The following is a 14,164-nucleotide window of genomic DNA, read 5'->3' on the forward strand; positions in this document are numbered from 1 at the left end:
CGGCTGGTGCTGGGGGGTGGGGACGCCGACGGCACCGGGTGCGGGTTGCAGGGTGCGGACGTGCAGATGGACGCCGCCCTGGCCGCCGTGTACGACCAGGGCCGCAGGGAGGGCGGCCTGGGCGCGTCGGCGCCGAGGGTGGCCCGCTGGCTGGGTGACATCCGGACGTACTTCCCCGCCACGGTCGTCCAGGTCATGCAGAAGGACGCGATCGAACGGCTGAACCTCACCAGGCTGCTGCTCGAACCGGAGATGCTCGAGGCCGTGGAGCCGGACGTGCACCTGGTCGGGACCCTACTCGCCCTCAACAAGGTCATGCCCGACCAGGCCCGCGAGTCGGCCAGGGCGCTGGTGCGCAGGGTGGTGGCCGAGCTCGAACGCAGGCTCGCCCAGAAGACCAGGGCGGCCGTGACGGGCGCGCTCGACCGCTCGGCCAGGACGCACCGGCCCAAACGGGTGGCCGACATCGACTGGGACCGGACGATCAGGGCCAACCTCAAGAACTACCTGCCGGAGCGGAACACCGTCGTCCCGTCGCGCCTCGTCGGTTATGCCCGCAGGCAGCGGTCGGTGCAGCGCGAGGTGGTGCTGTGCATCGACCAGAGCGGGTCGATGGCGGCCTCGGTGGTGTATTCGAGCGTGTTCGGGGCGGTGCTGGCGTCGATGCGGTCGCTCAAGACGTCGCTCGTGGTGTTCGACACGGCGGTGGTCGACCTCACCGACCAGCTGCACGATCCGGTCGAGCTGCTGTTCGGTACGCAACTCGGCGGCGGCACCGACATCAACCGGGCGATCGCGTACTCCCAGGGGCTCATCACGCGACCGGCCAACTCGATCTTCATCCTGATCAGCGATCTGTACGAGGGCGGCGTCAGGCAGGAGATGCTGCGCAGGGTGGCCGCGATGACGCAGGCCGGCGTACAGGTGATCGTGTTGCTCGCGTTGTCCGACGAGGGCGCGCCTTTCTACGACCACGAGAACGCCGCCGCGGCGGCCGCGATGGGCGTGCCCGCGTTCGCGTGTACGCCTGACGCGTTCCCCGACCTGATGGCGGCGGCGATCGAGCGGCGCGACATCGCGCGGTGGGCCGAACGCCACACCGAGCCGGGCTGACGTCCGATCAGGCGCCGGGATCCGCCGGCCGGGCGCGCCGGGGCAGCAGGTACGTCGGCATGGCGCCCAGGGAGGCGTCGAAGGCGATGGACCGGCTCACGCTCTACGTCATGGGCGACGGCATCGAGGCCCGCATGCCCCAGGCATGATCGAGGCCCTGCATGCCCAGGCCCGGTCGAGGCGTGAGTGCCTTAGGCCCAATTGCCTAGGTCCGATGCCCGATGTGGCGGTCTGGGGATGCGCCATAGCTTTCCGGTATGACGACGACTGTTGAGAGAGCTGTGGCCGGTGTGATGTCCCGGCAGTACCGCGCGGTCAGCGTGGGGCTGGTCGCGCTGGTCATGCTGGTGGCGTTCGAGGCGATGGCGGTGGCCACGGCGATGCCGGTGGTGGCCGGCGATCTCGGCGGCATGGACCTGTACAACCTGGCCTTCAGCGCCACCCTGGCGGCCAGCGTGATCGCGACGGTGCTGGGCGGCCGGTGGAGTGACGTGCGGGGGCCGTTGCAGCCGGTCGCGGTGGGCGTGGCGACGTTCGTGGCCGGGCTGTTGCTGGCCGGGTTCGCGCCGAACATGGAGGTGTTCGTCGCGGGCCGGTTCGTGCAGGGGCTCGGGGCGGGGTTGATCCAGGTCTCGCTGTACGTGCTGGTCGCCAGGACCTACCCGGGAGCGCTGCATCCCAAGGTGTTCGCGTTGTTCTCGGCCGCCTGGGTGGTGCCGTCCATGGTCGGCCCGGCGATCGCCGGTTTCGTGGCCGAGAACGCCGACTGGCGGTGGATCTTCATCGGCGTGTCGCTGATCGTCGTACCGGCCGCGCTGCTGCTCTGGCGCGGCACCGCCGGCCAGGACGTGACGGACGGCACCGCCGAGCCCGCCCCCGGTCTGGGCGGCAAGCTCGTCTGGGCCACGCTGACCGCCGTCGCCGCCGCCCTCATCCAGTACGGCAGCGCCATGAAGCTGCCCGGCCTGCCCCTGCTCCTGGCCGGCGTGGTCCTGCTGGCCCTGTCGCTGCCCAGGCTGCTGCTGCCAGGCTCGTTCAGGGCCGCCCCCGGCCTGCCGACCGCGCCCGTGCTGCGTGGCCTGGTCAACGGCGCCCTCATGGGGGCCGAGGTGCTCATTCCGCTCATGCTGAAGAGCGAGCGCGACCTGACCGCCACCGGGGCGGGCGTGGTGCTCACGATCGGCGCGCTCGGCTGGTCCACCGGCTCGTGGCTCAAGGGCCGCGGCCTGATCGGGAACCTGGCCGCCATCCGCGGCGGCGCCGCCATGATCGCCGTCGGCATCTCCATGGTGACGCTCGTGCTGATCGACTCGATGCCGATCGCGATCGCGTACGCCGGCATGGCCGTCTCCGGCCTCGGCATGGGCATCCTGCACCCCACGGTTTCCGTGCTGGTGCTGGAGATGTCGAAGACGGGCGAGGAGGGCAGGAACAGCGCGGCCGTGGGCGTGGGGGAGTCGGTGTTCACCGTGGTGGCCGTCGCGGGAAGTGGCGCCATCTTCACCGCCTTGGGGAGCTATCTGGCCGCCTTCGCCTTCACCGCGGTCCTGGCCGTTCTGGCCTTTCTGCTGGCCCCGCGTTTCGCGCACGCCCGGACAGCGGGCACTATGGAGGGGACCGCGTCATAAATGGGTCATAAAAGGGGGGTACATGCCGCGAGTGCGGGAGCTCGAGGTTTTCCGGCTGGTTCTGCCCTACGGCAGGAGGTCGGAGAGCCTGCTCGTGAAGCTCACCGACCACGGCGGCATGACCGGCTGGGGCGAGACGATCTCCCCTCGGCCGAAGACCTGGTCCAGGCTCGAGGAGTCGCTGGCCGCCCTGCTGATCGGCGTCGACTGGGAGCATCCCGACGCCGTGCCGGGCGGTGACTCCGCGGTCGACATGGCCTGCTGGGACCTGTGGACCAGGATGCGCGGGGTGCCGCTCGCGGAGGCCGTCGGCGGCACCAGGACCTCGCTCATGGCCACCGTGCGGCTGACGCCCGACCCGTCGCCCGAGAGCCTCGTGGCCCGGGTCAACCAGCAGGTCTGCGCCGGCTACGGGCACGTCACGCTGGATGTCCGGCCGGGGTGGGACGTCGAGCCCGTACGCGCGGTGCGGCGGGCGTACCCGGCGCTGACGCTGGCCGTCGACTGCGCCAACGCCTACTCCGACCTCGGCCAGCTCGTCGCCCTCGACTCCTACGGCCTGGAGGTCATCGAGCGGCCCTTCGCCGTCGGCGACGCCTACGCGCACGCCTCGTTGCAGGACCAGGTGGCCGCCTCGGTCGCGGTCGAAGTCGCCTCGACGGCCGAGCTGGACGACTTCCTCACGTTGCGGGCCGCGCGGGTGCTGTTGCTGCGGCCGACGTCGTTCCCGTCGCTGACCGAGGCCAGGCGGGCGCACGACCGGGCCGCGGCGGCGGGCTGGGACATCCAGTGCGCGGGCGGCCAGGGCGCGGGACTGGCCAGGGCGGCCACGGTGGCGCTCGCCAGCCTGCCGGGCTGCACACTGCCGTGCGACGTCACGCAGCCGCCGCGCCAGAACCAGATCGTCACCCCGATCGTGGGCGCCAACGCCGGCGTCATCGCCGTCCCCCTGACCCAGCCCGGCCTCGGCCACGACATCGACGAAACCCGGCTGCGCCGGATGGCCAAGGACTCCTTCCACGCATAAGGTGCCTACCTGATCATTTCGCGGGGTGGGCGGAGGCTGGGCGTGCGGCTGACTCGGTGGAGGGTGTTACGGCTCAGGCTGGCTCTGAATCCGTCCGGCCTGCTGCCCTGGTCCGCGACGACGGCGGCCGGTGCGGCGGCGATCGTGGCGGTCGGCGCCGGTCTGGTGGTGGCCGGCGGGGCCTATCAGGTCGTCGAGGCCATGCTCGTCGTGGGCGCCGCGTCCGGCTTGGTGGTGTACGTCTTCGTGGCGCACCGGTGGACGAGGCGGATGCACTGGCGCTGCCCTCTGCTGCCTTTGGACGATCACCCCCGGCTGGCGGAGCTGGTCGCCGACGCGGCGCGACTGGCCGGCTACGACACCCCGCCTCGCGTGCGCCTGGCGGCCTGGGGCTTCGTACGAGCCGACCGGAGGTGGCGCGGCACGCCGGACGTCGTGCTGGGGCTGCCCCTGCTCATGACACTGAGCGAGCCGGACCTGCGCGCGCTCGTGATCGGGGAACTGCTGACGGTGAGGCGGTGGCGCAGGCACGAGCTGCAGGCCGTCTACCTGCTCCTGTACTACAAGTTCGAGTGGGACGAGCTGCGGGACGCGTGCCGCCCGCTGCGGTTCGCTCTCTGGGCCGAGGTCCGTTCGCTGGTCGGCGCCGAACGCCTTGCCGTCGCCTCGCGTGCCGAGTCGTTCGCCGCCCACGCCTTCAACTGGCACCTGACCCGCTACGTGGCGCCGTTCGCGTATCAGGGCGGTGCCCTGGACGTCTATGAGAGCTTCCGCTGGAAGATCCAGCACGATGACCTGCTGGCCCGTATCGCTCCACAGGTCGAGGCGCTGGCCAGGCACCCGGATGAGGCGGAACTGCTCGGCGAAGGGCCCTGGAGCGAGCACGCGGTGCCGTCGGGCGTGCTGTCGAGGGTGGACGGCCGCCTCGTGGCCCGGCTGACGACGGTGATCAACCGTCGGCTGCTGGGGAGTCCGGTCCGGTGGGTCCGTCCGAAGCCGTACCGGCTGGACGAGGTGCCGGTCGCGGAGTGGAGCCAGGTCAAGGAGTTCGAGCGCGAGGCCGTCATAGAAGCCGCGGGCAAGCTCCTCGGCCGGCCCGCCACCGCCTTGGACGTCGTCGCGTTGACGGTCGCGGGCCGGGCGGGCGAGCTGACGTGGTGGCACACCGAGCAGCCCTGCCCGCACCCCACACCCGGCGTCTGCGCGCTCGTGCCGCTGTTCGACGTGGCGCTGCGGCGCAGGGGATACGAGCACGAGCACCCGTTCGCCCAGCGCGAGCTGATCGGCCCACTGGGCGATAGGGTCAACCTGGTAGAACTTTCGGCGAAAGCGGAACGCGGCGAGCCGTACGGGATCCTGCTTGGAGTGTGGATGACGGGGAGAGACCCGGAGGAGGACGCCATCAGGCTGGCCGCCGAGTCGCTGGCCTCGGGTGATCCGGTGGGCTGGTTCGAGCGGCTCTACTCTGAGTCGGAGACCGGGGACGCGATCGTCCCGTGGGACTCCCGGTCGCCGCACTTCCTGCTGACCGAGTGGGGGTCCCCGGGAGCGGGGCGGGCGCTGGTGGTGGGAGCCGGGCTGGGGGACGACGCCGAGTACATCGCGGGGCTCGGCTACGAGACGGTCGCCTTCGACGTGAGCGAGTCCGCCGTACGGCTGGCGCGGGAGCGCTTTCCTGCGAGCGAGGTGCGTTACCAGGTCGCCAACCTGCTGGAGCCGCCCGCCGAGTGGCGGCACGCCTTCGACCTGGTGGTCGAGATCATGACCGTGCAGGCGCTGCCGGAGCCGCTGCACGACCGGGCCATCGCACGGGTCGCGGAGTTCGTCCGCCCCGGGGGCACGTTGCTGGTGATCGCCTCGGGGCGGGAGGAGGGCGGGCCGGTGTTCGCGCCGCCCTGGCCGCTGACCCCGTCCGAGATCGCGGCGTTCACGGTGAAGGGGCTGGAGAAGGGCTCGATCGAGGACCTGCGCGACGGCGAGCGCCACCGCTGGCGCGCCACCTTCCACCGCCCTGCCGCTCAGAACTCTTAAGCGACAGCCTCTTTGTGATCTACATTGTAAAGGCGGCGGTTCGGAGAGGCCGGCGCGGATGGCATCCTAGGAAGTCGGCGATCAGGAGGAGACCAGCGATGACCGACCCTCTCGGCACACTGCCCAAGCCCCGGCGCACCCCGCTCGACGCGGACGAGCGGGCTCGGGCCGAGGTGAGCTTCTCATCCCTCGTCGCCGAGCACCTCGTCACCAGCGGACAGTTCAGGGTGTCCGCCGACACGCCGGAGATGGTGGAGTTGTTCCAGGCGGTCGCCCGCCGGGTGGGCGACACGCTCGGGCGCCCTGTGGTCAGCTACGCCAACGGCAGATACATCGTGATCACCTTCGCCCAGGAGGAGACGCCGGGCGTCATTGACCGAGGCGCCCAGTGATCGCCGCCGTCCCCGCGCGACGCGGGTCGCGGGGAGTCGTCACTCGAGCTCGGCCTCGCGCCCATGGACGATGAGCGCGTACAGCACGAGGACGTCGACCGCGATGACGGCCAGTGACCACCAGGGATTCACGGCGATCCAGGTCAGCTGGGTGAGGGCGTTGAGCATCACCAGGACGACGCCCACCATCCTGGCCCAGCCCTGCCCGACGGTGACGGCGATGCCCGTGATCAGGATGAGCACCCCCAGGACGAGGTGGGCCCAGCCCCATGTGCTGACGTCGAAGATCAGCAGCCGGGCGGGCGTCTGCACATAGACCCGGTTGGCGAAGATGGCCGCGAGTCCGGTGATGATGTTGAACAGCCCGGCCAGGATCATCATCATGCCGCCGAACCAGATCCAGCCGACCCAGCCGGTGACTTGTCGTGCGTGGTGGTAGGTCATCGAAGAGCCCTCCCCGTGCGTGCCGCTGCAGATCGCGGATCAGTGCCTCCGGTGCGCAGCGGCGATGAAGCGGGATGCGCGACCGGTCCTCATCGCAGCTTTCCTGCCTGCCTCGATAGAAACGGAAAAAGGACCCACATATGCATATATGAGGATATGTTGATGGTTAATTTCCTCGCTCTGGAACGATCACCAGCCTTGGGCGTAGGCCTCGGCGCGGGCGTCGGCGCCGCCGCTCAGCACGCCGGTCTCCTGATCGACGAGGATGGCGCACACGTTGCCGGCGATCCGGCTCCAGTTCGGCCAGTACTCGACGTTGTGCCCGCGCCCGGTCAGGTCGTCCGCGATCTCGGCCGGGATTCTTCCCTCGAGGCGAAGCAGCCCAGGCCTGTACGCGTGTGGCCAGCCGGACCCGGGGAAGTTGTAGGTCGCGACCCGGGGCTGCTCGATCGCCTCCTGCACATCCATCCCGAAGTCGACGATGTTCACGAAGCTCTGCACCATCGCCTGCGCCTGCATGTCGCCCCCCGGCGTACCGAACGGCATCAGCAGCCTGCCGTCCTTGAAGGCCATCGCCGGGTTCGGAGTGAGCCGGGGACGCTTGCCTGCCTGTACGACGGCCGGATGGCCGGGATCCAGCCAGCTCTGCGTTCCGCGCCCCGAGCAGACGAGCCCGAGTCCGGGGATGATCGGGCTGGTCCCGATGCCGTCGCTGGGCGTGGCGGAGAAGGCGTTGCCGAAGCGGTCGACGATGCAGACGTAGCTCGTGTCGGGGTCCGGGACCGTCGGCGTCCGCGGCTCCGGCGAAGGGCCCAGCCGGGCGGGGGCGAGATCGAGGCCGCCCTGCGGCATCCCGTCGAAGGCCCGGTCCATCGAGATCCGGTCGCGCTGTGCGGCCGCGTACTCTTTGGAGATCAGCGTTTCCATGGGCACGTCGACGAAGTGCGGATCTCCGTAGTAGGCGTCGCGGTCGGCGAAGGCGAGGTTCAGGCTCTGACTCATCAGGTGCAGATAACCGGCGGAGTTGTGGTGCGTCTGTGCCAGGGGGAAGCCTTCGAGGATGTTCAGCGTCTGGGCCACCACCGGTCCCTGACACCACGGCCCGCAGACGAGGACGTCGACGCCGCGGTAGTTCGTCCGCACCGGGGTCTCGATCTCGACGCTGAACTCCGCGAGGTCCGCCGCGGTGAGGAAGCCGCCCTCGGCGGAGATGAAGTCCGCCATCCTCTTGGCGATCTCGCCCTGGTAGAACTCTTCCCTGGCGGCGAGGATCTTGTCCTCGCGGCTGCCCGGGGCGCGTTCCTCGGCTTCGACGAGCCGGCGGAAGGTACGCCCGAGGTCGGCCTGGATCAGCACCGAGCCGATCTCGGGCTCGTCGCCGTCCTTCAGATAGATGGACGCCGTGGACGGCCACGGTTCGATCCCGGAGCGATACATCCGGATATTTCGGTTGAGTGATGGGTAGACGGGAAAGCCCCGCTCACATAGCTCGATCGCCGGCGCGACCACTTCGGCGAAGGACATCGTCCCGTACACCCGCAGGGCGGTCAGCCAGGAGTCGGCGGCCGCGGGAACGATGGAACGGCCCGGTCCGGGCGGGATCTCGCCCTTGAAGCGCTCGAGGTAGCCGTCCAGGGTGAGGTCCTTGCCCCAGGTGCCCAAGCCGCTGATGGTTTTGACCTCTTCGCGGGCTTTGTCATAGACGACGATCGGGGCGACGCCGCCAAAGCTCGTCAGATCCGGCATCAACACATTGATACAGATTCCCGCGGCCACGCCGGCATCGGTGGCGTTTCCTCCGGCGTCCAGGATTCTGGTCGCCGCCGCGGTGGCGAGATAGTGTCCCGTGCTCGCGAGGTAGTGGCGCGCCTGGATCGTGGGACGTTCCGCCAGTCGTCGTACCGGATCGCTGACCATGATGACTCCTCAGGTGGTGGAGAGAGGGAAGGTACGCGGGCCCGGCCGGTTCGAGCCACGCGCCACGTGCGGCGCGGTGCCGTCCTGGGCGATCAGCCGGCAGGCGGCGGCGTGCGCGGATTCGCCGCCCGGATAGGAGACCAGCTCGGGCTGCTCGGTCCGGCATTCCCCGACCGCGATAGGACAGCGCGTGTGGAACGCGCATCCCGGGGGGAGCCTGGTCGCGCTGGGCAGTTCGCCGCCGAGAAGGATCCGCTCCCGCCGCCGCTGCCGTCGCGGGTTCGGCAACGGTGCCGCGGACAGCAACGCCTGGGTGTACGGCATCTTCGGGTCGGCGAAGATGTCCCGGCCGGCCCCGATCTCGACGAGTCTGCCGACGTACATGACCGCGATCCGGTCGGCGATGAACCGCACCGCGGAAAGGTCGTGCGTGATGAACAGGCAGGAGAACCCGAGGTCCCGCTGCAGGTCCATCAGCAGGTTGATGATCGCGGCCCGGACCGACACGTCCAGCGCCGAGGTGGGCTCGTCGGCGATCAGCAGCTTGGGGTTCACGCTCAGCGCCCGCGCGATCCCGACCCGCTGGCGCTGACCGCCGGAGAGCTCATGGGGGAAGCGATGCCGCAGCTCGGTGCGCAGGCCGCATTGGTCGAACACCTCGGCCACCCGCCGGTCGATCTGGCGCCGGTCGCCCCATCGGTGCTGGCGCAGCGGCTCGGCCACGATCTCGCCGATCGGGATCCGTGGGTTGAGTGAGGAGTACGGGTCCTGGAAGACCATGTGCATCTGCCTGCGCAGCGGCCGCATCCTGGCCCTGGACAGCGTGGTGATGTCGGTCCCCAGCAGCTTGATCGAGCCGGCGGTCGGGTCGACCAGCCGCATGATCGCGCGCCCGACGGTGGACTTTCCGCTGCCGGACTCGCCGACCAGCCCGAGCACCTCACCCTGGCCGATCGTGAAGGAGACGTCGTTGACCGCGTGGACCGTGCCCCGGCCGCCCGCGGGGAAGTGCTTCACCAGGTTCGTCACTTCGAGCACCGGGCCGGTCATCGGCCCTCCTCGAACACGTCCGTGCCGGGGCGGAAGCAGGCGACCCGATGGCCGTTCCCCACGCTCGTCAGCGGCGGCATCGAAGATCGGCATTCGCCGGTCACCCGCGGGCAGCGATCGGCGAACACGCAGCTGGTCGCCGGCCCCAGCCGTACGGGAACGCGTCCGGGGATCTCGCGCAGCCGCCGCTCCGCCTCGCCGGACCGCACCTCTTGGTCCGGGTCGGGGACCGCGCCGAGAAGACCGTTGGTGTACGGGTGCTGCGGCCGATCGAACAGCTGCTCGACCGGCGCCTCCTCCACCTGGCGGCCGGCGTACATCACGATCACGCGGTCGGCGATGTCGGCGACCACGCCGAGATCGTGGGTGATGAGCAGGATGGAGGTGCCCAGGCGGTCGCGGAGGCCGCGAAGCGTGTCCAGCACGCTCGCCTGGACGGTGACGTCGAGCGCCGTGGTGGGCTCGTCGGCCAGGATCAGCTCCGGCGAACAGGCGATCGCCATCGCGATCATGACCCGTTGCCGCATGCCCCCGGACATCTGGTGCGGATACTCCTCACCGCGTTGCCCGGCGTCGGGGATGCCCACCAGTTCGAGCAGTTCGACGGCCCGCGTCCGCGCGCCGGCTCGGGAGAGCCCCTCGTGCCGGCGCAGCACTTCGGAGATCTGCCTGGTCACGGTCAGCACCGGGTTGAGCGAGGTCATCGGCTCCTGGAAGATCATCGAGACCTGCTTGCCCCGTATGTCGGCGATCTCCCTGGGTGGCAGGCTGAAGAGATCGACGTCGCCCAAGGTGACGGAGCCCGATGTCGTGGCGGAGCTCGTGAGCAGGCCGAGGATGCTGAGGGCGGTCACGGACTTCCCGCAGCCCGACTCGCCGACCAGGGCGAGCACTTCGCTTTCCGCTATCGAGAACGAGAGCTCCTCGACGGCCTGGATCCGTCCACGTTCGCCGGCGAAGGAGACCGAGAGCCGGTCGGCCTCGAGAATCGTGGTCATCGGGTTCCCTTCGGATCCAGGACGTCGCGCAGTCCGTCGGCGACCATGTTGAACGAGAGCGCGGCGAGCATGACGGCGAGCCCGGGGAAGATCGACAGCCACGGGGCCTGCTCGAGGTGGGACTGCGCGGTGGAGAGCAGGACGCCCCACGAGGGAGTCGGCGGCTGGACGCCGAGTCCGAGGAAGCTCAGCGCCGCCTCTCCGAGAATCGCGGTCGGCACCACCACGGTCGCCTGCACCAGCAGGGTGTTCGTCGTGTTCGGCAGGATGTGCCTGAACAGGATCCGGCGATCCCTGGAACCGCTCGCGATCGCCCCGGCCACGTACTCCTCCTCGCGGGCCGCGAGCACCTCACCGCGGACGATGCGGATCAGCTGCGGGACATGTGAGACGCCGATGGCGATGGTCGCGTTCAGCAACGAAGGTCCGAGAACGGCCGCCAGCCCGATCGCCAGGATCAGGAACGGGAAGGCCAGCACGGTGTCGACGAGCCGTCCGATGACCGTGTCCGCGAAGCCGCGATAGTAGCCCGCGACCAGCCCGAGCGGCACCGCCACGACGAGCGCGATCAGCGCGGCGCACACGCCCGCCGTCAGCGAGGCCCGGGATCCGTGGATGATCCGGGAGAGCAGATCACGGCCCAGTTCGTCGGTGCCGAGCAGGTGGGTCGCGGACGGCGCCTGCCGCACCGCGTTGAAGTCGTTGACGGACGGGTCGAACGGACTGATGATCGGCGCGAACACCGCGGTGATCAGGAAGAGCAGGACGATCACGCAGGCGACCAGAGCCCGCGGCCGGCGAAGGAACCTGAACACGATCGACCGCCGGCCGGACCGCTCCGCCGGCACCGCCGCCGGAACTCCGGCGATCCCGGTCATCGGGCGCCTCCCGCCACGCGGATCCGGGGATTGAGCACGCTGTAGAGCGCGTCCACCGCGAAGTTGACGATGATGTAGCCGGCCGCGCTGACCAGCACCACGCCCTGGATCACCGGATAGTCCCGCTGGAAGACGGAGTCGACGGCGAGCTTCCCGAGCCCGGGGATCACGAAGATCTTTTCGGTCACCGCGGCGCCGGAGATCAGCGCGCCCAGTTGCAGGCCGATGATGGTGACGGCGGTGATCAGGCTGTTCCTGAGGGCATGGCCGACGATCACCGAGGGCTCGCGTAGTCCCTTGGCGCGCGCCGTCCGGACATAGTCGGTCGACAAGGACTCGATCATGGACGCCTGCATCTGCCTGGCCAGGACCGCGGCGACCCCGATGCCCAGCACCATGGCCGGCATCACCATCCGCAACAGGTTCGCGCCAGGGTCCTCGGCGAAGCTGCGGTATCCGGAGGAAGGCAACCAGCCCAACCCGATCGACAAGATCAGGATCAGCACCAGTCCGAACCAGAAGTTCGGAATGGACAGCCCCACCAGGCTGAACCCGTTGCTCACATGGTCCACCGCGCGGCCGCGCCGTACGGCCGCCATGGCGCCCAGGGGGATCCCGATGAGCAGGGCGAGGACCAGGCTCAGCACGGCCAGCTCCGCGGTCGCGGGCAACGCCGTCGACAGCAGGTCGGAGACGGGCTGGCCGGTCCTGATCGAGGCGCCCATATCGCCCCTGGCCATGTTGGAGATCCAGTGGAAGTACTGCACGTACACGGGTTCGTCCAGGCCGAAGCGGTCCCGGATCGCCGCCAGCTGCTCCGGGCTGCCCTCCTCCCCGGCCATGGCGGTGGCGATGTCGCCGGGGAGGGCGCGGACGCCGAGGAACACCAGGACGGTCGCGAGGACGAGCGCGATGACGGAGTCACGCAGTCTCTTGAGGATGAAGAGCGGCATCTCTGCCGGCCTACTTCGTCAGGCGCGCGCCGGCGAACCGCAACAGACCGTCCGGCTGCAGCACGATTCCCCGCACGGCCGGGTTGGCGCGTACCTGGTGGATCCGGTGGAAGAGGTAGATGATGTTGCGGCGCTCGCGGACCAGGTCCTGCGCCTCCTGGTACACCTTGACCCGCCGGGCCTCGTCGGTCGTCGTCATCCCTTCTTCGAGGAGCGCGTCGATCTCCTCGCCGGTGTTGCCGGAGGTGTTCGTGTCGGCCTTGCTGTAGTTCAGCGGCTGGATCCTGTTGGGGTCGGCGCCGAGCGCGGCCTGGCGCAGCAGCACGTCGAAGTCTCCCTTGCGGGCGGCTTCCGTGGCGGTCACCTGCTCGACGCTGCGCAGTTTGACCGCGAACCCCGCCTGGGCGGTCATCGACTGGATCAGCTGGCCGAGCCGCAGGCTCTCGGAGTCCGTACTCGTCATCAGATCCACCTGCACAGGCGTCCGCGCACCGGCTTCCGTCAGCAGGGCCTTCGCCCGGTCGATGTCCGGCGCCGGGCAGGGCGCGTTCCTGTAGTACGGCGACTGCTTGGAGAAGGGCCAGCAGTCGGCGACCGCCTTGCCGCCCATCCCCACGCTGACCAGCGCGCTGCGATTGATGGCCAGGTCGAAGGCCTCCCGGAGCCTCGGGTCCGAGGCCATGGCCGTGTCCGGTGTCCGGCGCGGCTTGTCGACGCCGTCGGCGTTGTTCAGGTTGACCGTCAGCCCCATGTAGCCGAACTCCTGGGTGTCGATCTTCTGCAGGGTGCCGTCCGAGTCGACCGTGTCCACATCCGCGGCGTCGACCAGCGCGACGTCGAGCTCACCTGAACGCAGGTTGGCGGAGCGGACCGCGCCGTCGGTGATGGCCTGGTACGTGATCCTCTTGATCGAGATCTTGTCGGCGTCGTAGTACTGGTCCGACTTCTCGATCACGATCCGGTCCTGGCCCTGATAGCCGCCGAACTTGTACGGACCGACGCAGACGGGCTCGTTGCCGAACTTGTCGCCGAGCTTCTCCAACTGCGCCGGCGACATGATCATCCCGCCCTGACGTTCCGCCAGGGCGTAGTCGAACAGCGTGGTCGGCTCGGCGATCTCGTCCGCCAGGTCGAGCACGACCGTCTGGTCGTCCGGTGTGCTGATCTTCTCCACCCGGTCGAAGTGCATCGCGGTCTGTGAGCCTGCGACGGACATGTGCCGCTCGAACGAGGTCTTGACCGCCTCGGCGTCGAACGGGGTGCCGTCGTTGAACTTCACGCCCGTACGAAGCCTGATGGTGATCTTCAGGCCGTCCTTCGACCACTCGGGCAGGTCGGTCGCCAGTTGGGGCTTCGGCTTGTTGTCCGATCCCAAGGTGTAGAGGGACTCGCAGATGTGGGTCAGCACCTCACGGGATTCGAGGCCCGCGGCCAGGCTCGGGTCGAGCACGTCGGGGTTGGCCGCGAGTCCGACGGTGAGTTCGCCGCCCTTGACCGGTGTCTCGCCTGCCGTCTCAGAAGCCGGCTCCGACGTGCCGCAACCCGCCGCCAGGAGCACGGCGATGACGCTGGTGGCGACGACACCTGCGTGGGGCCGATGTCCGCGCGCGACGTCGTGATGTGAACGCATTACAGAACTCCCTCACGCATGCGCGCAGGTCTCGCCGGGTGCTGACTGGGCGGGCGGAAGAACCGGTCCGCGGAGGACGCGTGGGGGCGCGTCATGCTCCGTC

12 protein-coding genes are annotated in these 14,164 nt (G+C 69.6%); 5 read left to right on the plus strand and 7 right to left on the minus strand.

All coding sequences use genetic code 11. The features are described 5' to 3' along the window. The 5 genes from ITP53_RS33930 to ITP53_RS33950 all read left to right on the plus strand — a co-directional run. On the plus strand, nt 1-1,113 hold a 1,113-nt coding region (locus ITP53_RS33930; protein WP_207756784.1), incomplete at its 5' end, for a VWA domain-containing protein. 257 nt (nt 1,114-1,370) lie between these two features. After that, the gene (locus ITP53_RS33935; protein ID WP_207756785.1) at nt 1,371-2,741 is read left to right on the plus strand and encodes an MFS transporter; all 1,371 of its coding nucleotides are present in this window, start codon (nt 1,371-1,373) and stop codon (nt 2,739-2,741) included. Between the two features lie 22 nt (nt 2,742-2,763). Then, nucleotides 2,764-3,768 carry an enolase C-terminal domain-like protein gene (locus ITP53_RS33940; RefSeq protein WP_195899547.1) on the plus strand — a complete coding sequence of 335 codons (1,005 nt, stop codon included), beginning with the start codon at nt 2,764-2,766 and terminating at the stop codon, nt 3,766-3,768. Between the two features lie 42 nt (nt 3,769-3,810). Beyond that, nucleotides 3,811-5,799: a methyltransferase domain-containing protein gene (locus ITP53_RS58145; protein ID WP_328816631.1), complete on the plus strand. Its 1,989-nt coding sequence runs from the start codon at nt 3,811-3,813 to the stop codon at nt 5,797-5,799. Nucleotides 5,800-5,897: 98 nt separating this feature from the next. Continuing rightward, nucleotides 5,898-6,191 (plus strand): hypothetical protein, encoded by a 294-nt coding sequence (locus ITP53_RS33950; RefSeq protein WP_195899548.1) that lies wholly within the window; start codon nt 5,898-5,900, stop codon nt 6,189-6,191. A gap of 39 nt (nt 6,192-6,230) precedes the next feature. Here ITP53_RS33950 and ITP53_RS33955 read toward each other — a convergent pair whose 3' ends face one another. The 7 genes from ITP53_RS33955 to ITP53_RS33985 all read right to left on the minus strand — a co-directional run bounded on the left by ITP53_RS33955 (nt 6,231) and on the right by ITP53_RS33985 (nt 14,061). Further along, nucleotides 6,231-6,635, minus strand: a complete 405-nt coding sequence (locus ITP53_RS33955) for a DUF7144 family membrane protein (RefSeq protein WP_195899549.1) — start codon at nt 6,633-6,635, stop codon at nt 6,231-6,233. Between the two features lie 189 nt (nt 6,636-6,824). Further along, nucleotides 6,825-8,552, minus strand: a complete 1,728-nt coding sequence (locus tag ITP53_RS33960; protein ID WP_195899550.1) for a gamma-glutamyltransferase family protein — start codon at nt 8,550-8,552, stop codon at nt 6,825-6,827. Between the two features lie 9 nt (nt 8,553-8,561). Next, nucleotides 8,562-9,602 (minus strand): ABC transporter ATP-binding protein, encoded by a 1,041-nt coding sequence (locus ITP53_RS33965; RefSeq protein WP_195899551.1) that lies wholly within the window; start codon nt 9,600-9,602, stop codon nt 8,562-8,564. Beyond that, nucleotides 9,599-10,600 carry an ABC transporter ATP-binding protein gene (locus tag ITP53_RS33970; protein ID WP_195899552.1) on the minus strand — a complete coding sequence of 334 codons (1,002 nt, stop codon included), beginning with the start codon at nt 10,598-10,600 and terminating at the stop codon, nt 9,599-9,601. The genes ITP53_RS33965 and ITP53_RS33970 overlap by 4 nt, the downstream gene beginning before the upstream one ends. Beyond that, nucleotides 10,597-11,478 carry an ABC transporter permease gene (locus tag ITP53_RS33975; RefSeq protein WP_195899553.1) on the minus strand — a complete coding sequence of 294 codons (882 nt, stop codon included), beginning with the start codon at nt 11,476-11,478 and terminating at the stop codon, nt 10,597-10,599. The genes ITP53_RS33970 and ITP53_RS33975 overlap by 4 nt, the downstream gene beginning before the upstream one ends. After that, complete coding sequence (locus ITP53_RS33980; RefSeq protein WP_195899554.1) at nt 11,475-12,431, minus strand: ABC transporter permease; 957 nt, start codon at nt 12,429-12,431, stop codon at nt 11,475-11,477. Before ITP53_RS33980 ends, ITP53_RS33975 begins: the two co-directional genes overlap by 4 nt. Nucleotides 12,432-12,441: 10 nt before the next feature. Beyond that, the gene (locus tag ITP53_RS33985; RefSeq protein WP_195899555.1) at nt 12,442-14,061 is read right to left on the minus strand and encodes an ABC transporter substrate-binding protein; all 1,620 of its coding nucleotides are present in this window, start codon (nt 14,059-14,061) and stop codon (nt 12,442-12,444) included. Nucleotides 14,062-14,164: the final 103 nt, after the last annotated feature.

The sequence above is a fragment of the Nonomuraea cypriaca genome (genome assembly GCF_015645445.1).
GTDB classification, from domain to species: Bacteria; Actinomycetota; Actinomycetes; order Streptosporangiales; family Streptosporangiaceae; genus Nonomuraea; species Nonomuraea cypriaca.